At 67.3% G+C, this 20,162-nt stretch carries 23 protein-coding genes; 8 read left to right on the top strand and 15 right to left on the bottom strand.

Features of this window, described 5'->3' with window-relative positions; translation table 11 throughout:
- Positions 1 to 212 precede the first annotated feature (212 nt).
- Positions 213 to 884, bottom strand: coding sequence for a fasciclin domain-containing protein (locus CA237_RS12985; RefSeq protein ID WP_066690386.1), 672 nt, complete (start codon positions 882 to 884; stop codon positions 213 to 215).
- A 106-nt stretch (positions 885 to 990) separates the two neighbouring features.
- Positions 991 to 1,890, bottom strand: coding sequence for a hydrogen peroxide-inducible genes activator (locus CA237_RS12980; RefSeq protein ID WP_066690390.1), 900 nt, complete (start codon positions 1,888 to 1,890; stop codon positions 991 to 993).
- 126 nt (positions 1,891 to 2,016) lie between these two features.
- Here CA237_RS12980 and CA237_RS12975 point away from each other — a divergent pair, with 126 nt between their 5' ends.
- Entirely contained in the window at positions 2,017 to 2,559 is a 543-nt protein-coding gene (locus CA237_RS12975) for a peroxiredoxin (protein WP_066690393.1), read from the top strand.
- A 130-nt stretch (positions 2,560 to 2,689) separates the two neighbouring features.
- The gene (locus tag CA237_RS12970; protein ID WP_126014322.1) at positions 2,690 to 3,211 is read left to right on the top strand and encodes a carboxymuconolactone decarboxylase family protein; all 522 of its coding nucleotides are present in this window, start codon (positions 2,690 to 2,692) and stop codon (positions 3,209 to 3,211) included.
- Between the two features lie 185 nt (positions 3,212 to 3,396).
- Here the strand turns inward: CA237_RS12970 and CA237_RS12965 are convergent, their stop codons facing one another.
- Positions 3,397 to 4,158 carry a sulfite exporter TauE/SafE family protein gene (locus CA237_RS12965; RefSeq protein WP_066690401.1) on the bottom strand — a complete coding sequence of 254 codons (762 nt, stop codon included), beginning with the start codon at positions 4,156 to 4,158 and terminating at the stop codon, positions 3,397 to 3,399.
- A gap of 212 nt (positions 4,159 to 4,370) precedes the next feature.
- Between CA237_RS12965 and epsC the strand changes: the two genes are divergently transcribed.
- A complete protein-coding gene (epsC, locus tag CA237_RS12960; protein ID WP_066690403.1) occupies positions 4,371 to 5,054 on the top strand; it encodes a serine O-acetyltransferase EpsC in 684 nt (227 codons plus the stop codon).
- Positions 5,054 to 5,395, top strand: coding sequence for a DUF2794 domain-containing protein (locus CA237_RS12955; protein WP_066690411.1), 342 nt, complete (start codon positions 5,054 to 5,056; stop codon positions 5,393 to 5,395). The genes epsC and CA237_RS12955 overlap by 1 nt, the downstream gene beginning before the upstream one ends.
- 52 nt (positions 5,396 to 5,447) lie before the next feature.
- On the opposite strand, the gene CA237_RS12950 is transcribed toward CA237_RS12955, so the two are convergent.
- The 10 genes from CA237_RS12950 to CA237_RS12905 all read right to left on the bottom strand — a co-directional run bounded on the left by CA237_RS12950 (position 5,448) and on the right by CA237_RS12905 (position 14,783).
- A complete protein-coding gene (locus CA237_RS12950; RefSeq protein ID WP_126014320.1) occupies positions 5,448 to 6,473 on the bottom strand; it encodes a hypothetical protein in 1,026 nt (341 codons plus the stop codon).
- A gap of 67 nt (positions 6,474 to 6,540) precedes the next feature.
- Positions 6,541 to 7,011: a VOC family protein gene (locus CA237_RS12945; RefSeq protein WP_084401558.1), complete on the bottom strand. Its 471-nt coding sequence runs from the start codon at positions 7,009 to 7,011 to the stop codon at positions 6,541 to 6,543.
- Positions 7,012 to 7,162: 151 nt separating this feature from the next.
- A complete protein-coding gene (locus CA237_RS12940) occupies positions 7,163 to 7,540 on the bottom strand; it encodes a hypothetical protein (RefSeq protein WP_066690425.1) in 378 nt (125 codons plus the stop codon).
- Between the two features lie 79 nt (positions 7,541 to 7,619).
- Complete coding sequence (phoB, locus tag CA237_RS12935) at positions 7,620 to 8,312, bottom strand: phosphate regulon transcriptional regulator PhoB (protein WP_055761798.1); 693 nt, start codon at positions 8,310 to 8,312, stop codon at positions 7,620 to 7,622.
- Between the two features lie 2 nt (positions 8,313 to 8,314).
- Positions 8,315 to 9,016 (bottom strand): phosphate signaling complex protein PhoU, encoded by a 702-nt coding sequence (gene phoU, locus CA237_RS12930; protein WP_066690435.1) that lies wholly within the window; start codon positions 9,014 to 9,016, stop codon positions 8,315 to 8,317.
- A gap of 10 nt (positions 9,017 to 9,026) precedes the next feature.
- Complete coding sequence (gene pstB / locus CA237_RS12925; RefSeq protein WP_066690437.1) at positions 9,027 to 9,809, bottom strand: phosphate ABC transporter ATP-binding protein PstB; 783 nt, start codon at positions 9,807 to 9,809, stop codon at positions 9,027 to 9,029.
- On the bottom strand, positions 9,809 to 11,020 hold the full coding sequence (pstA, locus tag CA237_RS12920; RefSeq protein ID WP_084401561.1) for a phosphate ABC transporter permease PstA: 1,212 nt from the start codon (positions 11,018 to 11,020) through the stop codon (positions 9,809 to 9,811). The genes pstB and pstA overlap by 1 nt, the downstream gene beginning before the upstream one ends.
- Positions 11,021 to 11,099: 79 nt before the next feature.
- On the bottom strand, positions 11,100 to 12,482 hold the full coding sequence (pstC, locus tag CA237_RS12915; protein ID WP_066690441.1) for a phosphate ABC transporter permease subunit PstC: 1,383 nt from the start codon (positions 12,480 to 12,482) through the stop codon (positions 11,100 to 11,102).
- Positions 12,482 to 13,513, bottom strand: a complete 1,032-nt coding sequence (locus CA237_RS12910; RefSeq protein ID WP_126014318.1) for a substrate-binding domain-containing protein — start codon at positions 13,511 to 13,513, stop codon at positions 12,482 to 12,484. Before CA237_RS12910 ends, pstC begins: the two co-directional genes overlap by 1 nt.
- 67 nt (positions 13,514 to 13,580) lie before the next feature.
- Positions 13,581 to 14,783, bottom strand: coding sequence for an ATP-binding protein (locus tag CA237_RS12905; RefSeq protein WP_126014316.1), 1,203 nt, complete (start codon positions 14,781 to 14,783; stop codon positions 13,581 to 13,583).
- Positions 14,784 to 14,899: 116 nt separating this feature from the next.
- Here CA237_RS12905 and CA237_RS12900 point away from each other — a divergent pair, with 116 nt between their 5' ends.
- The 4 genes from CA237_RS12900 to CA237_RS12885 are packed head-to-tail and all read left to right on the top strand — an operon-like array spanning position 14,900 to position 17,448.
- The gene (locus CA237_RS12900; protein WP_126014314.1) at positions 14,900 to 15,295 is read left to right on the top strand and encodes a hypothetical protein; all 396 of its coding nucleotides are present in this window, start codon (positions 14,900 to 14,902) and stop codon (positions 15,293 to 15,295) included.
- Positions 15,296 to 15,302: 7 nt separating this feature from the next.
- On the top strand, positions 15,303 to 15,587 hold the full coding sequence (locus CA237_RS12895) for an HPr-rel-A system PqqD family peptide chaperone (protein WP_126014312.1): 285 nt from the start codon (positions 15,303 to 15,305) through the stop codon (positions 15,585 to 15,587).
- Positions 15,584 to 16,447, top strand: coding sequence for an HprK-related kinase A (locus CA237_RS12890; protein WP_126014310.1), 864 nt, complete (start codon positions 15,584 to 15,586; stop codon positions 16,445 to 16,447). The genes CA237_RS12895 and CA237_RS12890 overlap by 4 nt, the downstream gene beginning before the upstream one ends.
- On the top strand, positions 16,444 to 17,448 hold the full coding sequence (locus CA237_RS12885; RefSeq protein ID WP_066690464.1) for a nucleotidyltransferase family protein: 1,005 nt from the start codon (positions 16,444 to 16,446) through the stop codon (positions 17,446 to 17,448). The genes CA237_RS12890 and CA237_RS12885 overlap by 4 nt, the downstream gene beginning before the upstream one ends.
- A 272-nt stretch (positions 17,449 to 17,720) precedes the next feature.
- On the opposite strand, the gene wecC is transcribed toward CA237_RS12885, so the two are convergent.
- Both wecC and wecB read right to left on the bottom strand, forming a co-directional pair.
- Positions 17,721 to 18,974: a UDP-N-acetyl-D-mannosamine dehydrogenase gene (gene wecC / locus CA237_RS12880; RefSeq protein WP_066690467.1), complete on the bottom strand. Its 1,254-nt coding sequence runs from the start codon at positions 18,972 to 18,974 to the stop codon at positions 17,721 to 17,723.
- On the bottom strand, positions 18,967 to 20,091 hold the full coding sequence (gene wecB / locus CA237_RS12875) for a UDP-N-acetylglucosamine 2-epimerase (non-hydrolyzing) (protein WP_066690477.1): 1,125 nt from the start codon (positions 20,089 to 20,091) through the stop codon (positions 18,967 to 18,969). The genes wecC and wecB overlap by 8 nt, the downstream gene beginning before the upstream one ends.
- Positions 20,092 to 20,162: the final 71 nt, after the last annotated feature.

Genomic DNA, 20,162 nt, shown 5'->3' with positions numbered 1-20,162 from the left:
AGCGATCGAGCTCGTCGAGAGCGCGTATCGAGAACGGGGTTCCGCTGGGGTGACCCATGAAGGGTCCGTTTGCGGCAGGAGTTCTCGACGGACGCTTCTCGACTTCGCTCGAAGCTGCTCGAACCGGACGGAATGGCGGGGCAGGGCAGCGCCCCAAAACAAAACCGGGCGGGATCGCTCCCGCCCGGCTCCATTCTCGCCTGAACCCCGGATCAGCCGAGCTTCGGTGCCAGCACGCCGTTCACCACGTGAACGATGCCGTTCGACTGTTCGACGTCATACTGCGTGACATAGCTCTTGCCGCCGCCGACATCGGTCAGCACCAGTGCGTCGTTTTCCAGCGTCGCCTTGAGCGGCTGGCCCTCGACGGTGGTCAGCGTGGCGGTGCCGCCGCCGGCCTGGATCTGCTGCTTGAGCGCCGCGGCGTCGAGCTTGCCCGCGACGACGTGATACTTCAGCAGCTTGGCGAGCGAGGCCTTCTGCTCGGGCTTCATCAGCTGGTCGAGCGTGCCGGGGGCGAGGCGGCCGAACGCTTCATCCGTCGGCGCGAAGACGGTGAAGGGACCGGGGCCCGACAGCGTGGCGGTCAGGTCGGCGGCCTGCACCGCCTTGACCAGGGTGGTGAGGTTGCTGGCCTTCGACGCGTTGGCGACGATGGTCGCGGTCGGCAGCATCGGCGCGCCGCCGACGGTCACCGGTGCCTTGGCAGCTGCGTTGATGTTGGTGTTCACGCCGGTCTGGACGGTGCCGACCGGAGTCTGCACGGTGGCGGTCGTGCCGGTCTTCACCCCCGTCTGCGCAGTCGGGGCAGTCGTGGTCTGGGCATAGGCGGCGGCGGTCAGCGACAGGGTGAGCGCGGCGGCCGAAATCGTTGCGCGAATCATCGGTTTTCTCCGGTGGTTGCGGTCGAAACATGTTCGCTGTCCGATCGAGCAGCGACCGGAGAAATACGGTTTTCCCACGCCAACGGTTCCCGCGCTGCCCGAAGGATCAGGGCCGTTGCGCGCCAAGTACCTCTGCCAGCAGCCGAAAATCCCGCTCGCGCGGAGAGGCGCGTCGCCACACCAGCGCGATGCGCCGCGACGCGTTCTTCGCCTCGATCGGGCGGGCGGTGACCCCGGTATTGTCGAGGATGCCGGCATCGATCGCCATCTGCGGCAGCATGGTGGTGCCCAAGCCATTGTCGACCATCTGGACGATGGTGTGGAGCGACGTGCCCATCATCATCGCCTGTCCGCGCGCTTCGGGCTGTTCGCACGCGCGCAGGGCATGGTCCTTCAGGCAATGACCGTCTTCCAACAGCAGCAGGCGTTCGGCGTCGATATCGTCGGCGACCAGCGGCGTCGTGTCGGCGGCATCGTTGCCCGGCACCGCCAGGAACAGCCGGTCGTCGAACAGCGGCGCGACTTCTACCTCGCCACAGCCATAGGGCAGCGCCAGCAGCACGCAGTCGGTGCGGCCATGGTGCAGCCCCTCGCACGCCGCCGCGCTCGGCTCCTCGCGCAGATACAGTTTCAGGTCGGGATAGTCGCGGCGCAGGCGGGGGAGGAGTTGGGGCAGGAGGAACGGGGCGATGGTCGGGATGACGCTCATCCGCATCTCGCCCGACAGCGGTCGTCCGGCGGCGCGCGCCATGTCGGTCAGTTCCTCCGCCTCGCGCAGCACGGTGCGCGCCTTGGCGACGATGCTTTCGCCCAGCGGCGTGAAGCGCACCACGCGGCGGGTACGTTCGACCAGCACTACGCCGATCAGCGTCTCCAGTTCGCGAATGCCCGCCGACAGCGTCGACTGGGTGACGAACGACGCCTCGGCGGCGCGGCCGAAATGACCAGCGTCGCGCAGCGCGACCAGATATTGCAGCTGTTTCAGGGTAGGCAGGTACACCGACATGCCCGGTTACTTATCGAGTGCGACGATCAATCCCAAGGGTAATTTCGATTGGATCGGTCCAACGCGTACCCTATATCGCAACGCAGCAATTCACGGTGCGCACTGCACCATAAGAAAGGGCATTCCATGCTGACCGTTGGCGACAAGCTCCCTGAATTCACCGTTCCCGTTCAGCAGGGCACCGACGCGCTCCCGGCCGGCGAAACGCTGAGCCACGACGCGTTCCCGGGCAAGTGGAAGGTGCTGTTCTACTGGCCGAAGGACTTCACCTTCGTCTGCCCGACCGAAATCGTCGGTTACAGCGAGCTGAAGGAAGACTTCGCCGATCGCGACGCCGTGCTGATCGGCGCATCGACCGATACCGCGCACGTCCACTTGGCGTGGCGCAAGTCGGACCCGGATCTGGCCGCGGCCGATTTCCCGTGGATCGCGGACAATGGCGCGGTGCTGGCAAGCAAGCTCGGCATCCTCGACAAGAACGAGCATGTTGCGTTCCGCGCGACCTTCATCATCGATCCGGACAATGTGATCCAGGCGGTGCAGGTCAACGGCCTGAACGTCGGCCGCAATCCGGCCGAGACGCTGCGCGTGCTCGACGCGCTGCAGACCGACGAACTGTGCCCGTGCAACTGGAACAAGGGCGACGACGTCCTCCAGGTCGCGGCATAATTTATCGGGCGGGGCTGCGGTCCCGCCCGACCATTCCCAAACGTCACCCCAGCGCAGGCTGGGGTCTCTCCGTAACTGGGAGACCCCAGCCTGCGCTGGGGTGACGTGTTTTCATCGAAGGTAACATCCCATGTCGCTCAAGGAATTTGCGGGCCAGCTGCCCGATTTCGCCAAGGATATCCGCCTGAACGTCGGCTCGCTGCTGAACGAGACGGTGCTCGACCCGCAGAAGAAGTTCGGGACGATGCTCGCCTGCGCCCATGCCACCGGTCACAAGCCGCTGGTCGAGGCGGCCGAGGCCGAAGTCGCCGACAAGCTGTCGCCCGAGGCGGCGAACGCGGCGCGTGCCGCAGCGGCGGTGATGGCGATGAACAACGTCTATTACCGCTTCGTCCACCTCGCCAAGAACAAGGAATATGGCAACCTGCCCGCGAAGCTCCGGATGAACGTGATCGCTGCGCCGGGGATCGAGAAGGTCGATTTCGAACTGTTCAGCCTGGCGGTGTCGGCGATGAACGGCTGCGGCATGTGCATCGACGCGCATGAGGACGTGCTGAAGAAGCACGGCGTGAAGGCCGAGGTCATCCAGGGCGCGGTGCGGATCGGTGCGGTGCTGGCGGGGGTGGCGACGGTGCACGCGGCGGTGGCGTAAGTAAGAAGAAATCTGGTTCGCGCGGAGGCGCGGCGGCGCGGAGGAGTTGCGGCGCACGATCGTCCGGCGTCAGCGGGACCCTCATCCTAGCCGCAGCCTACGAAGAGGCTGATCGCTACGCGATCGGCTTCCCCAAACGAGCCTCTCTGCGCCTCTGCGCGAACCAGTTTCTTTTTCTGCCTGCGCTATGAAAGCGCCCGATACACGCTGTACAGGCTGGTGATCGTCAGCACGACGCCGACGAGGATCAGCAGCGTGCGCGCCGGGATGTGTTTGGCGAACATCGCCCCGAACGGCGCGGCGACGATGCCGCCGATCAGCAGGCCGGCAACCGCGGTGGTGAAGGCCTCCAGCCCCAGATGGAACAGGAACGTCGCCGAAATGCTGACGGTCAGGAAGAATTCGACCGTGTTGACCGTGCCGATCGTCGTGCGCGGGGTGGCGCCCTGTACCAGCAGGTTGGAGGTCACGACCGGACCCCAGCCGCCGCCGCCCGCCGCGTCGAGGAACCCACCGACCAGCCCCAGCGGGGCGATGACCTTCGGCTCCTTCGGCTCGGGTGGCTTCCGTAAGCCCCGCCACAGCAGGTACAGGCCGATCCCGGCCAGATAGGTCATCACGAACGGCCGCGTGACCGAAGCGTCGAGCGACGACAGCAGATAGGCGCCGGTAACGCCGCCAGCGATGCCGGGCAGCACCAGCCGCCAGAACAGCTTCCAGTTCACATTCTTGTGCAGCGCGTGGCTGATCCCCGACACGCCGGTCGTGAAACATTCGACGACATGCACGCTGGCGGAGGCGGTCGCGGGCGGCACGCCCAGCACGCTCACCAGCAGGGTCGACGAAATCACCCCGAACGCCATGCCCAGCGCACCATCGACGATCTGGGCGGCAAATCCGGCGGCAATGAACTCGGCCAGACGCGCCCAGTCGATATTCTCGAGCATCCCATTCCCTTCGAGTTGGCGCAGCGGCGCTCAGTGATGGCGGCAAACGACAATGCCTACAAGATACATAGGGTTTGTTGCGCCTACAGTACGACTTGGCGAATGGGGGCGGGCCGCCTACATTCCGGGTTGAGAGTCCGTTTCGAAACGCGCGAAGGCGGGTTTCGTGGCGGGCCGGCACCGCAGGATTCTGACGACCAAGGGAACTGCACATGGTTGCGCGGCTGTTGCGCTATCTGGATTCGATCAAGGCGCGCGATCCCGCGCCGCGGTCGCGCGCCGAAATCCTGACCTATCCCGGCGTATGGGCGGTCGCGTTCCACAAGGTTTCGCACCGGCTGTTCCGCGCGCGCTGGTATTTCGCCGCGCGATCGATCAACCATTTTTCGCGCTTCCTGACCGCGATCGACATCCATCCGGGTGCCACGATCGGCCGGCATTTCTTCATCGACCACGGCTTCGTCGTGATCGGCGAAACGGCGGAGATCGGCGACGGCGTCACCATCTACCAGAATGTGACGCTGGGCGGGACCAGCCCCGACAACGGCATCGCCGGCAAGCGGCATCCGACGATCAGCGACGGCGCGATCATCGGGTCGGGCGCGCAGGTGCTGGGACCGATCACTATCGGGACACGTGCGCGGGTCGGCGCCAATGCGGTGGTGACGAAGGACGTGCCGGAGGGGACGACCGTCGTCGGCATCCCGGCGCGACCGACCGTGGTCGAGGGCGGGCAGGCACCCGATCCGCGCTTCGTCCCCTATGGCACGCCATGCCGCGACACGTTCGATCCGCAGACGCAGCGGATCGAGCTGCTGCGCTGCGAGGTGGAAACGCTCAAGCGGCAGCTCGACGCGCTGCTGGCCGAGCAGCAGGACCATCGCGACCGCGCCTGATGGGAATCGTCACCCCCTTTCCCGCGTCACGCCAGCCGGGGCAGGTCGGGTTCGAACGCGCCGAGCTGACCCGCATCCTCGACCTCTATGGCCGGATGGTCGCCGCCGGGCATTGGCGCGACTATGCGATCGATCTGGGGCGCGAGGCGGCGGTGTTCAGCGCCTTCCGCCGCGCGACCGAACGGCCCGAGTTCCGCATCGAGAAGCGGCCGAGCTTGCGCAACAAGCAGGGCATCTGGGCGCTGGTGGGAGAAGCCGGCGCGATCGTGAAGCGCGGGCATGAACTGGGACCGGTACTGGCCCCGGTCGAGCGCCGGCTGATGAAGCTGGTCGAGGAATAAAAAACGGCCCCGGTCGCCCGGGGCCGCAAGGTACGCTCCAAGGAATGAGTTTTCAGGCCATCGCCACGGGCGGCAGGCGTTGGCCGATGCCGCCGAGCAGTCCAACCACCTGACGCCGCATCGGTTGCCAGAAAACCGACAGGGTCAGCAGCGCCGATCCGATGACGAAGGCGGTGAACGCCGCCGACCGTTCGACCGCCCCCGCCTTTTCGAACAGCGCGTAGAGCGCATAGAGGACATAGGCGAGGCTGGAGACGAGCAGCGCGCGGCGGTCGACCGCCAGCGCCACGAGGCCGAACACGACGTAGAGCGCGATCACCACCGCCGCCATCGGTGCGGTGACGCTCGGCCCGAACACGCCCAGCAGCTGGAACAGCGAATGCGCGATCAGCGGGGCGGCGACGAGGTGCAGCCAGAAGGCGACGTCGCTGCGGCGCGTGCGGCGGTCGCGGTCGGACATGTCCCAGCGCATCGCAGCGACGAACACCGCGATCCCGCCGAGCAGGGTCACCGGGTAGAAATTGTCCTTGAGCACCGGGAACGCCGCGACGATCAGCGACGCCACGGTCGCGACCAAGGCCGCTGCCCCCGCTGCAACCGTGATCGGCACCATGAACCGCCGCCAGTGCAGCCATGCTGCGCCGGCCGCGACCACGCCGATGCCGGCGAAGATCATTGCGGTCGTCCGGTCGGGCACATTTTGCGGGTCGAGTTCGACCACGATCCCGAACAGCGTTGCAGCGACCCCGCCGACGAACGCGAGCAGCAGCAGGATGCTGGGCAACGCCATGCGGCGGCGCGCGGTGAAATATTCGGCGAGAAACCATGCGGCGCCCGCGACGCCCAGACCGCCCAGTGGCGTCAGGATCGTGCCGCCGATCCAGGCGAGCGATACCAGCAGCAGCGCGAGCGCGACCGAGACGAAGATGTCGTTGAACCCCGTCAGCAGGCGGAAATGCTCCTCATCCACCACCGGGGTCGCGCGTTGCTGCGCGATATGCGCACGCAATGCGTCGGCGGAGTCGCGCGACAGCACGCCCGCCTCCACCGCGCCGTTCAGATCGCTCTCGCTATACATGCCATTACCTCCCTGTATTAGGGGAGTATGACACATGTGTATTGCTCATGCAATACAGGGCGATCGGTCAGTAGTTCGGCCACAGGCCGGGCGTGGCCAGTTCGATGACATGGCCGTCGGGATCGTCGAAATACAGGCTGCGACCGCCGCCGGGCCACCGGATTTCGCTGGTGAGTGCGATCCCGCGCTGCTCGAGATGGTCGCGCCACGCGGCATAATCGGCATCGGCGATCGCAAAGGCCATGTGCAGCCGGCCAGCGCCGTCATGGCCGGGGATGGCGCCGCCGGGCACCGCCATCGATTCCGCCGACTGCCCCTGCGCGAACAGCAGCAGAACGCTGCGCCGCCCCGCATCGAACGCGGCCATCCGCTCGTTGCGCAGCAGCACCGGCCGGCCGAGATCGTCGGCGAAGAAAGTAACCGAACGGTCGAGATCGGTGACATAGAGCGCGGTTTCGAGCACGCCATCGATCGTGGGGGGAGCGGAGGGGCGTTCAGCCACCCCCACAGCGCCGCGCGGATCGGTTGAGCCAGTCATGTCGTTACCTCGCGGAACTGGTCGAACATGACGGATATATAGGTCGGAGGGCCTGCGTTTCGAGATCGGTTCTCCGCCTGTCCGCCGGACATGAAAAAGGCGCCCCGCCGGGTGGGCGGGGCGCCGTTGCTTGCCGCCAGGCCGGGGCGGGTTACTTGCCGCCCGGATTGCGGCAGCCATCCTTCAGCGTGCGCGTGCACACCGGGTAGCTGTCCTTCGCCGGCGGCGGCGGGGTCACCTGCGGCGGCGCGAACTGAATCTGCTGGCCGGCCATCGGCGAACCTGCCATCGGGGCGGGCGGTGCCGGCGGCGCCATCGGGGCCGGGGCGGCGGTGGTCGCCATCGGATCAGCCGGTGCTGCCGGGGCGTCGGGCGCCGGCGGCGGGGTCATGTTGTCGGCCGGCGGGGTCGGCGCGGTCGTCGTGCCCGGCTGCATGGTGGCGTCGGGGGCGGGCGTCGTCGGCGGCGTGGTCTGCGCGACGGCGGCGCTGCCCATCAGCAGGGCGGCCATGAAAGCGACAGTCTTCATCGGATAGCTCCTTTTCGACTTTTATCGTTGAGGCTGCGAACCAGAACGACCAGGCACGAAAAGGTTTCCGCGCAAGTTTTCAGCCTGTCGCGTCCAGAGCATAGCCCGCCGAGCGGACGGTACGGATAATATCGGGCCGGTCGCCGACATTGATCGCCTTGCGCAGGCGGCGGATATGTACGTCGACCGTGCGCGATTCGATGTCCGAATCATGGCCCCACACCGCATCGAGCAGCCGTTCGCGCGAGAAAACCCAGCCGGGATGTTCGAGGAAGTGTTTGAGAAGGCGGAATTCCGTCGGCCCCAACGGCACGACTTCGCCGCCGCGCCGCACGCGGTGGCCGACCGTGTCCATCTCGATATCGGCATAGCTCAGCGCCTCGCCGGCCAGCGCCGGGCGGACGCGGCGCAGGACCGCATTGACGCGGGCGACCAGTTCGCGCGGGGAGAAGGGCTTGGTGACATAATCGTCGGCACCGGTTTCGAGGCCGCGCACGCGATCCTCTTCCTCGCCGCGCGCGGTCAGCATGATGATCGGCACATTCTGCGTCTCGGCCTGGCGGCGCAGCTGGCGGCAGACTTCGATCCCCGACAGCCCTTCGACCATCCAGTCGAGCAGGACGATGTCGGGTGTCGCCTCGCGCGCGAGCAGCAGTGCCTCCTCGCCCTCATGGGTGCGGACGACCTCGAAATCCTCACGCTGGAAGTGGAAGGCGATCAATTCGGCCAGCGCCGCATCGTCTTCCAGCAGCAACATCCGTGCCTTGCTCATGATTATCCTGCGAAGTCCGAGGTTTCACGTTCCGCCATCGTCTGCCCGGTGGCGGCGAAATAGACCATTTCGGCGACGTTGGTCGCATGGTCGCCGATGCGTTCGAGATTCTTGGCAACGAACAGCAGGTGCGCGACCTGGCTGATCGTCTTGGGATTTTCGACCATATAGGTCACCAGCACGCGGAAGATGCTGTTGTAATAATCGTCTAGCGCGCTGTCGCGCTTGCAGATCTCGACCGCCGCCTGCGGGTCGCGCGCCGAAAAGGCGTCGAGCACGTCATGCACCATGTCCGATGCCAGCTGGGCCATGGCCGGCAGGATGCTTAAGGGTTCGATGCGCGGTTCGTGGGTTTCGCCATGGATCGATGCGACCCGCTTGGCGATGTTCTTGGCATAGTCGCCGATGCGTTCGATGACGGCGGCGATCTTGAGCGCCGCGACCACTTCGCGCAGGTCGTCAGCCATCGGCGCGCGGAGCGCGATGACACGGACGGTCAGCTTCTCGACCTCCGCCTCGATCGCGTCGATCGCCTTGTCCTTGGCACGCACTTCCTTGGCGAGCGCCGGATCGTTGCGGGTCAGCGCCAGCATCGCGTCGCTGATCGCCTGTTCCGCCAGGCCGCCCATCTGCGAAATCAGCGCGCGCAGATGGCCGATGTCGCGATCGAACGCCTTGACCGTATGTTCGTGGCCCGTCGTCATCTCGCCTCCCTCAACCATAACGCCCGGTGATATAGTCTTTTGTGCGCTCCTGGCGGGGGTTGGTAAAGATGTCCGAGGTCCGGCCATATTCGACCAACGTGCCGAGGTGGAAGAAGGCGGTCCGCTGCGACACGCGCGCGGCCTGCTGCATGTTGTGGGTGACGATCGCGATGGCATAGCGCCCGCGCAGTTCGTGGATCAGCTCCTCGATTTTCGCCGTCGCGATCGGGTCGAGCGCGCTGCACGGCTCGTCCATCAGGATCACTTCCGGATCGACCGCGATGGCCCTTGCGATGCACAATCGCTGTTGCTGACCGCCCGACAGTGCGGTGCCGCTGTCGGTCAGGCGGTCCTTCACCTCGTTCCAGAGCCCCGCGCGGGTTAGCGAGCGTTCGACGATCCCGTCCATATCGCCCTTCGACGCGGCGAGGCCGTGGATGCGCGGGCCATAGGCCACGTTTTCATAGATCGACTTGGGGAAGGGGTTCGGCTTCTGGAACACCATGCCGACCCGCGCACGCAGCTGAACCACGTCCATCGCGGGGGAATAGATATCCTCGCCATCCAGCCGGATGTCGCCGGTGACGCGCGCCGACGACACGGTGTCGTTCATCCGGTTCATCGTGCGCAGGAAGGTCGACTTGCCGCAGCCCGACGGACCGATAAAGGCCGTCACATGCTCCATGTCGATGTCGATCGACACGTCCTTGATCGCCTGTTTCTGGCCATAGAACACGTCGACGCCGCGCGCCGACAGTTTCGGGGTCGCGTTGTTGAGTTGGGTGTCGGTCATTACCAGCGGGTCTCGAAGCGATTGCGGAGATAGATGGCGAGCGCGTTCATCGCGAGGAGGAACGCCAGCAGCACGAGGATCGCGGCGCTGGTCTTTTCGATGAAGCCGCGGCTGACCTGATCGGACCACAGGAAGATCTGCACCGGCAGCACGGTTGCGGGATCGGCGAACCCCTGCGGCGGCTGGCTGATAAAGGCGCGCATGCCGATCATCAGCAGCGGTGCGGTTTCGCCCAGCGCGCGGGCCATGCCGATGATGGTGCCGGTCAGGATGCCGGGCAGGGCGAGCGGCAGGACATGGTGGAACACCACCTGCACCTTCGACGCGCCGATGCCGAGCGCGGCGTCGCGGATCGACGGCGGCACCGCCTTGATCGCGTTGCGCCCGGCGATGACGATGACCGGCATGATCATCAGCGCGAGCGTGAGCCCGCCGACGATCGGCGCGGAGCGCGGCAGGTTGAGCGTGCCGAGGAACACGGCAAGGCCGAGCAGGCCGAAGATGATCGAGGGCACGGCGGCGAGGTTGTTGATCGACACCTCGATCAGGTCGGTCCACCGGTTGCGGGGGGCGTATTCCTCCAGATAGAGCGCCGACAGCGTGCCGACCGGAAAGGCGATCAGCAGCGTGACGAGCATCGTCATCAGCGAGCCCTTGAGCGCGCCCCAGATGCCGACGGCGGTCGGATCGGTCGAATCGGCCGATCTGAAGAAGTCGGTGTTGAACCCGGTCGAGATGGTGCCGGCTCGCTCCAGCCGGGCGACCAGCGCCTCGTCCGCCGGCTCGCCATCGGCCTTGGCCGCTTCCTCGATCCCCGGCGCGGCGGGAACGGGGATCCTGACCTTTTGCGACAGGATCGACGGATCGGCCTTGATCGCGTCGCGCACCGTCAGCCACGCGCTGTCGGAGATGACGCGGTTCTCCTCGCCGAACGCGGCAGCCGCCGCACCGTTGACGGTGTTTTCGAGGCCCGCGCCGGCCAGCGCCAGATCGGCACCGCGCGTCTTCAGCTGCGCGCGGTCGACTTCTAGTCCCGCCGACGGAAAATCGATCGGCAGCGTGACCAAGGTCCGCTGAAACCCGCCGATCCCGCTCATCAACATGGTGACGAGCAGGAAGGCGAGGAACCCGCCCGACAGCACGACGGCGGCAAGGCCGAAGAAGCGGAAGCGGCGTTCGGCGGCATAGCGGCGACGGATGCGCTTCTGCATCGCGCCCGTTTTCCAGTCGGTCGGCACGCGTTCGGGCACGTCCCGCTCGATCGCAGGCGATCCGGCGACGTTGGCAGGACTATTCATAGGCTTCCCGGTAGCGTTTCACGACGCGCAGCGCGACGACGTTGAGAAGGAAGGTGATCGCGAACAAGGTCAGGCCGAGCGCGAAGGCGGCGAGCGTCTTCGGGCTGTCGAACTCGGCCTCGCCGGTCAGCAGGTCGACGATCTGCTTGGTGACGGTGGTCGCGCTTTCGAACGGGTTGAGCGTAATCGACGCCGCGCCCGACGCGGCCATGACGACGATCATCGTCTCACCGATCGCTCTGGAGACGGCGAGCAGCACGCCCGCGACGACGCCGGGGAGCGCGGCGGGGAGCAGGACCTTGCCGATCGTCTCGCTGGTGGTGGCGCCCATCGCCAGGCTGCCGTCGCGCATCGATTGCGGCACGGCGGCGATCGAATCGTCGGCCATGGACGACACGAACGGGATGATCATCACCCCCATGACAAGGCCGGCGGCGAGCGCGCTTTCCGAACTGGCGAACGGCATGCCGAGCATGACGGCGAGGTCGCGGATCGCCGGACCGACGGTCAGCGCGGCGAAATAGCCATAGACCACGGTCGGCACGCCGGCGAGAATTTCGAGGATCGGCTTCATCCACTTGCGCACCGCCGGCCTGGCATATTGCGTCAGGTAGATCGCGCTCATCAGCCCGAACGGGATGGCGACGATCATCGCGATCACCGCGCCGATGAAGAAGGTGCCCCAGAATAGCGGCACCGCGCCCAATGTCGCCCCCGGATCGGACGAGCGGATGACCTGCGGGCTCCAGTTGGTGCCGAACAGGAAGTCGGTGACCGGCACGATGCGGAAGAAGCGCCAGCTTTCGATCACCAGCGACAGGAAGATGCCGAGCGTGGTCAGGATCGCGATCAGCGACGCGACCAGTAGCGCCAGCATCACCGCGCGTTCGACCTGCGTCCGCGCGCGATAATCGGGTCGGATGCGGGTAAAGGCGAAGGCGCCGCCGGCAAAGGCGAGCAGGATGGCGAGCGCGGTGCCGATCCAGTCGTAGCGGCTTTGCGCGGCGGCATAGGCAGGCGCCAGCGCTTCGGCTTGGCTGTTGAACGCGCCATAGGCATTACCGAGCGCCAGCGAGCGCGCCTCCGCCAGGATCGCCGAGCGTTCGAAGCCGGGGCCGGGCAGCCCGGCGGCGGCGGGCGCCTGCAGCACCGCATCGCGCACCAGCGCAGGCGACACCGCGCTCCAGATGCTGAGGAACAGCAGGGCAGGGGCCGCGATCCAGATCGCCATGTGCCAGCCATGCTGGCTGGGCAGCGAATTGGGCCGGTCCGCAGCGGTCGCGGGCTTGGCGAAACGGGCGGCGCGGGCGCGCGCGACCATCCAGCCGATGCCGCCGAACCCCAGCATCAGCAGGATCAGGGTAAAGCCGTGCATCAGTGCAACCCCGCCGGGTTCATCGGCGTCTGGTCCTTGATCTCGGCCGCCGATTCGGCGCGGACGGTGGCAGGGGCGGCGATCATGCCGCGCCGGGTCAGCGGCCCGCCCGGGTCCCACGACTTCGCATAGGCGGCGAGGAAGTCGTTCATGCCCGGCACCGGTTTGATGTGCGCCTTCTTGACATAGATGAACAGCGGTCGCGCACCGGGATAGCTGCCGTCGGCGATGCTGTCATAGGTCGGCACGATCCCGTCGATCGGCACGCCATGCAGCCGCGACTTGTTTTCCTCCAGATAAGAATAGCCGAAGATGCCGACCGCATTGGGGTTGGTCGACAGGTTCTGCACGATCAGATTGTCGTTCTCGCCCTTGTCGACATAGGCCGCGTCCTCGCGGATGCGGGTGCAGATATCCTCGTAGCGATCCTTGTCGCTGTCCTTGAGCTTCTTCACCTCGGGCATCGCCGCTTCGCAGGCCGGGACCATGATGAGTTCGACCAGCGCGTCGCGCGTGCCGCTGGTGGCCGGCGGGCCGAAGAACTGGATCGGGATGGCGGGCAGCGCCGGGTTGATCTCGTTCCACATCCGCGCCTTGTTCGGCTTGCCCAGCGGATTGGCCGACAACGCCATATAGACGTCGCGCTTGCTGAGCTTCAGCTTCGGCCCGTTGTTCGATTCGGCCAGCGCCACGCCGTCGACGCCGACCTGCACTTCCATGATGTCCTTCACGCCATGCGCGACGCAGCTGGCATATTCCGACTTCTTCAACCGGCGCGACGCGTCGAGAATGTCGGGATGCTGCGGGCCGACCCCGGCGCAGAACAGCGCCGCGCCCGCACCGGTGCCGGTCGATTCGACCAGCGGCGCGCGCAGGTCGGGGTTCGCGTTCACCAGCATTTCGGCGACCGCGGTGGTGAAGGGATAGACGGTCGACGATCCGACGACGCGGATATGGTCGCGCGACGTCTGCGGCTCGCACGCGGTGAGCGCGAGGCCGAGGGCCAGGACGGACGCGATCCGGCGGGTCATGCGGTTCCAGTTTCCATGGGCGTTGACGGTCATTCGCGACGCTCGGCGGTGCCATGTTACCATGGCGTTACGCCTTTATGACACCGTGGAGGGGCAGCAGCACGGAAACCGTCGTGCCGTCGCCCACCACGCTGCCGATATCGAGCCGGCCGCGATGCCGTTCGACGATATGCTTGACGATGGCAAGGCCGAGGCCGGTGCCGCCCAGCGCCCGGCTGCGCCCTGAATCGACACGATAAAACCGCTCGGTCAGCCGCGGCAGATGCTCGATCGCGACCCCCTCGCCATGATCGCGCACCACCAGCGCCGCCATGGTATCGCGCGCGGTCAGGCTTATTTCGACCGGCGTTCCGGCGCGGCCATATTTCATCGCATTGCCCATGACGTTGTGCAGCAGCTGCGACAATTGCGCGCGGTCGCCGATCACGGTCACATCGGGGGCGACCGACAGCACGATGTCGGCACCGCGCGTCGGGTTGGTCGCGGCCAGTTCGCCCTGCACCGCCGGCACCATCGCCGACAGGTCGACCGCCTGGTCGGGCGGACGATATTTCTCCGCCTCGATCCGGCTCAAGGAGATCAGGTCGTCGATCAGCCGCTGCATCCGCCGCGCTTCGTCGTTCATGACCTTCAGGAAGCGTTCGCGCACGGCCGGGTCTTCCCCCGCCTCGTCGCGCAAGGTTTCGATGAAGCCCAGCAGCGAGGCGAGCGGGGTGCGCAGTTCGTGGCTGGCATTCGCCACGAAATCGACTCGCATCTTTTCGGTCGCGCGGTTGCCGGTGCGGTCGACCAGATGGACGAGCCGGCGGTCGTCGGCGAGCGGGCGGACCCGCATCTCCCAGCTCTGGTCGCGCGCGCCCAAGCCCACCAGCCCGACCGGTTCCCGATCGTCGCGCGTGCCGAACAGCCGCTCGGCCGCCGCCGGGTGACGGATGGCCAGGCGGACGTCGCCGGCGACGATATGCTGGCCGAGCAGCGAGAGCGCGGCGGGGTTCGCCGCCTCGACATGGCCGCGCGCGATCACCAGGATCGGTTCGTCGACCGCATCGATCGCGGCCTGGGTCGCGGCGACCACATGCTGGCGCGCGGTATCGGGCGATTCGCTGGCGCCGCGTTCGGGCGGGTGCAGCCCGGCGACGAGCACGGCGGCGACCGCGCCGACCGCCACGACCGCGCTGGCATTGATCCCGGCACCCAGCAGCAGCGCCAGCAGGGCGACGCCGATCGCGATGGCGAGGGCGAGGGGCAGGCGGGGGCCGAATTCGTCCATCGCCCCCGATTAGGCGGAAGTGACGATCAAGGCCAGAGGGAGCGGCGTGCCCCTCGATCGGACAGGTTAACCCTCTTTGCGATTGCGAATTATGCCGGGTTAGGGAAGATGGCGCGATGACCGACGCTCCCACCCCTTCGCCCGATGGCAAGCTCGCGCGGCGCACGCTGCTGATCGGCGCGGCCAGCGCGTCGGCGGTGGTGTCGATCCGTCCGGCGCTGGCACAGACCCAGGCGTCGATCATGACCTGCGAAATCCCGATCCCCGACCGCGCGCGCGCCGGGCAGATGATCGCCGCCGACGGACAGGTCGTCGCCCCCGGCACGCCCGGCGCCTTTCCCGGCGCGAACCGCCCCTTCACCGGCGAACAGGTGAAGCTGGCGATGAAGGGGCAGAATTTGCCCGGCACCGATGGCGATACGACCCGCGCCTATCTGAAATATGTCCAGCGGTTGCAGAACGGGACCAGCGGCTTCACCTGCTTCGCCTCGCTCCAGATGCCGCGCGGCTGACGCTTCCATGCCGGCACGCTATCGCGCGCCGCCGCCGGCTGCTCTCCGGGTCGTGGCGCTCGATACGCTCAGCGCCGTCTATCACCGCGCATCGGGCCAGACCCATGTCGTCGCGCCGCCGGTGCCCGAACTGCTCGACCTGCTGGCCGACCGGGCGATGACTGCCGACGAACTGCTGGCGGCGCTGGCCGAGCGGTTCGACCTGCCCGATGGCGATGCGGCGGCGCTGACCGCGCGGCTGGACGAACTGGTCGATACCGGACTGGTCGAACGCCTGGACCAACCGGCGTGAGGCACTTCGCGACGCTGCGCATCGGCCCCATAGGCTTTCGCATCGGCAGCGACTGGCGTGGCCCGGTCGACCAGTTGCGCGCTCTGTATCGCGACTATCCCCGGCCCGAGGACAGCATCGCCGATTTCAACGTCCGCCTGTTCGCCGCGCGACCGTGGCGGCGGTTCGTGCGCCCATCGGTGATGATCGGCGGCGATTTCACCATCCCCGATGCCGCGCCGCTGCCGCTGCGCCAAGGGCTGCTGGCGGCCGAGATGGGGATGAATTTGCAGATGGCGCTGGCGCAGCGCCGCTATCTGCTGCTCCACGCCTCGGCGGTCGAGCGCGACGGGCGGGCGCTGCTGATGACCGGCGAATCGGGTGCGGGCAAGTCGACGCTGGCGGCGCTGCTGATGACGCGCGGCTGGCGGTTGATGGGCGACGAGTTCGCGCTGCTCGATCCGGCGACCGGACTGGTCCATGCCTTTCCCAGGCTCATCAGCCTGAAGAATCAGGCGATCGGGGTGATGGAACGCGCGGCACCCGCCGGCCGGTTCGGCCCGCTGCTGGCGGGCACGCCGAAGGGGGACATTCGCCACCTCGTTCCCGATGCCGCCGCTATCGCCGCGATGGATCGCCCCGCCGTCCCTGCTTTGCTGCTGTTCCCGACCTTCGGACAGGCGGAGGCGGTGCGGCCGGTCGAGGCGGCCGAAACCTTCGTGCGGCTGACCCAGGCATCGACCAACTATGTCGCGATGGGCGAGCGCGGGTTCGATGCGCTGACCGGCCTGGTCGGGCGAATGCCGGTGCGGGCGATCGACTATCCCGATACCGACACCGCGCTGGCGCTGGTGGAGGGGCTGTGGGGGAAACTGGCATGACGGATGCCAGGACGGCCGGCGCGCTCGCCGATCCCGAGTTGTGGGACGGTCTGGATTCCGCCGACAGCTGGAACGCGCTGATCGCGGCGGCGCGGGCGGAGCAGCTGATCGGCAGCCTTGCCACCCGGCTCGACGGGATCGAGATGCCCCCTGCCGCCGCACGCATCATGGCCGACGCGCGCGCGTCCGCCGAACAGGGGCGCGTGGCAGCATTGTGGGAGGCGGAGATGGCACGGCGCGCGCTCGCCCCGCTGGGTTTGCCGATCGTTCTGCTGAAGGGCACCGCCTTCGTCGCCGCCGGACTGGATGCGGGGCGGGGGCGGGCGATCGGTGATCTCGACATCCTCGTGCCGCGCGACGCCCTCAATGCGGTGGAGGCGGCGCTGCTGGCCGCCGGGTGGGAATGGGTGAAGCCCGACCCCTATGACGACGCCTATTACCGCCGCTGGATGCACGAGCTGCCGCCGCTGATCCACCGGACACGCGACCGGATGATCGACGTCCACCACACGATCCTGCCGCCCACCGCACGACCTAAGCCTGACGCGGCAGCGCTGATCGCCGGGGCGGTGCCGCTTGGTAACGGCCTGTCGGTGCTGTGCCCGGAGGATATGGTGGTCCACGCCGCTGCGCACCTGTTCGCCGATGGCGACCTGCAGGGTGGCTTACGCAACCTGTGGGATATCGACCGGCTGGTCCGCGAGTTTGTCGATCGGGATGCCGGGTTCGTCGCGTCGTTGACCGAGCGGGCGGCGCTGCACGATCTGTCGGATGCGGTCGCGCGGGCGCTACGATTGGCGCGGCGCATCTACGGGACGCCGGGGGGCGGCGATCCGGTCGCGTCCGACGCGCTGTTCGCCCGCCGCCTGCTGGCGCGCGACGGCTGGGGACGGCTCAGCCATAAGGGGACCGAGTTCGGCTTCTATGTCCGCTCGCACTGGCTGCGGATGCCGCCGGTCATGCTGGCGCGGCATTTGTGGACCAAGTTTCGGAAGAGATAGGGTTTTCACGCGAAGGGGCGGAGACGCGAAGAAGAAGTTTTGATTGCGCGCAGAGGCGCAGAGGACGCTGAGGGGTAACGCTCGCCGCGACAGCGGCTCTCCATCATCGGCCGCCGGCAGGAACCAGGCTGCGCCAGACAGGCCGAGATGGCCTGCTCCCCAACATCTCAGCGTCCTCGGCGCCTCTGCGCGAAAACTCTCTTCATCTCCTTCTCCGCGCCTCCGCGCCTCCGCGCCTCCGCGCCTCCGCGTGAAACCGAATCCTCTTCCGCCTACCGCCACATCCCCCGCGTATCGTACACCTGCTTGCCCTCGCGCGCCTCGACCGGCACCGCCTTGAACACGCTATGGTCGACCAGCACGACCAGAATGTCGTTCGCCAGCCCCGCCTCCAGCGACACCAGCCGCCCGCCGACGAGCGATCGGGGCAGGGTGGTCACGAACGGTTCGACCAGATCGATCCGGTCGCCATAACGCGCGATAAGTTCGGCCGCGACCTTCACCGCCGGGCTTTCGCGCAGGTCGTCGATATCCGCCTTGAACGCCAGGCCCAGCAGCGAGGCGCGGGCGTGCGGAGCGGCGTCGAGCATCGCGGCGGCGCGGGCGACGACATGGTCGACCTTGCCGTCATTCACCTCGCGCGCGGTGCGGATCAGCGGGGTCTGTTCGGGGGCGGCATCGACGATGAACCAGGGGTCGACCGCGATACAGTGGCCGCCGACGCCGGGGCCGGGCTTCAGGATGTTGACGCGCGGGTGGCGGTTGGCCAGCTCGATCACGTCCCAGACGTTGAGGTCCATCTTGTCGCACACTATCGACAGTTCGTTGGCGAAGGCGATGGCGACGTCGCGGCTGGTATTCTCCACCAGCTTGACCATTTCCGCCGTCCGCGCGGTGGTGACGGTGCACGCCCCCTCGACAAAACGGCGATAGAAACCGCACGCCGCTTCCGCACAGGCCGGGGTGATCCCGCCGATCGAGCGTTCGTTCGACACGAGTTCGAGGATGATCCGCCCCGGCAGCACCCGTTCGGGGCAATAGGCGACCGCAATGTCGGGCGTATCCGACAGCCCAGGCATCGCCAGGTCGGGCCGCAGTTCGGCCAGCAGGTCGCGGATCTGTTCGGTGGTCCCGACCGGCGACGTCGATTCGAGGATCACCGTATTGCCCTTGCGCAATACCGGTGCGATCGCGCGGGTGGCGTTCAGGACATAGCTGAGGTCGGGCACATGGCCCGGCCCGAACGGCGTCGGCACGGCGATGACGAAGATGTCGGACGGCGCCGGGGTCGTCGCGGTGGTCAGGCGGCCGAGCAGCACGACGTCGCGCACCAGCGTGTCGAGATCGGCCTCCTCGATATGGATGTCACCGCGCGCCACGGTGTCGACGACATGCTGGCTGACATCGATGCCGATGACCCGCGCGCCCGACCGGGCGACGACGGCGGCGGTCGGCAGGCCGATATAGCCGAGGCCAACGACGCACACGTCATAGGTGTCGGCGGCGGCGATCCGCTGTTCAAGCATAGAGGGTCTCCACGATGCGGGCGGACGCATGGCCGTCTCCGAAGGGGTTGTGCGCCTTGGCCATCGCGGCATAGGCGGCGGGGTCGTCGAGCAGGGTCGCCACTTCGGCGACGATGCGGTCCTCGTCCGATCCGATCAGCTTCGCGGTGCCGGCCATCACGCCCTCGGGGCGCTCGGTCGTCTCGCGCATCACCAGCACCGGTTTGCCGAGGCCCGGCGCTTCCTCCTGCACCCCGCCCGAATCGGTCAGGACCAGATGGCACAGGTCGAGCAGCCGGACGAAATGCGGATAATCCTGCGGCGCGATCATCGCGACGCGCGGATTGTGCCCGAGGATCGCGTCCATCACGCTACGAACCTGCGGATTGGGATGGACCGGGAAGATCACGCCGACATCTTCGCGCGCGGCGATGCGGGCGATGGCGCGGGCGATATTCTCCATGCCGCCGCCGAAATTCTCGCGGCGATGCGTCGTCACCAGCACGACGCGCGTGCCGGCGAACCGCTCGGCCAGTTCGTCGAGCGCCTGCGTCCGCGCCGGTTCGGCGGCGAGGCGTGTCCGCGCCATGTGCAGCGCGTCGATCACGGTGTTGCCGGTCACGAGGACGCGCTCGGCCGGCACATTCTCGGCCAGCAGCGCGTCGGCGGCGGTCTGCGTCGGGGCGAAATGCAGGTCGGCGATGCTGCCGACGATCTTGCGGTTCACCTCTTCGGGCCAGGGATGATAGACGTCGTGGCTGCGCAGACCCGCCTCGACATGGGCTACGGGCACCTTGCGGTAATAAGCGGCGAGCGCGGCGACCATCGCCGTCGCGGTGTCACCCTGCACGATGACCCGGTCGGGCTGTTCGGCATCGAACACCGGGCCCAGCGCATCGAGCAGCCGCGCGGTCAGGCCGTCCAATGACTGGCCGGCGGTCATGATGTTCAGGTCGATGTCCGGGGTGATCCCGGCGAACTCCATCACCTGGTCCAGCATCTCGCGATGCTGCGCGGTGACGACGACGCGGGTGTCGAAGCCGGGATGGGCACGAAGGGCATGGATCAGCGGGAACAGCTTGATCGCCTCGGGCCGCGTACCGAACACGACCAGGATTCGCTGCACCCGCTTGAACATCCGCAACCCCCGCGACCGGAATTGGCCGCTACCATGGCCGAACTAGCGGCGGGAGCTTAATAATTGGTGGC

Origin of the sequence: Sphingomonas sp. ABOLH (genome assembly GCF_003951715.1) — a bacterium.
GTDB lineage: Bacteria > Pseudomonadota > Alphaproteobacteria > Sphingomonadales > Sphingomonadaceae > Sphingomonas > Sphingomonas hankookensis_A.
This window is presented reverse-complemented; position numbering and strand designations above follow the sequence as displayed.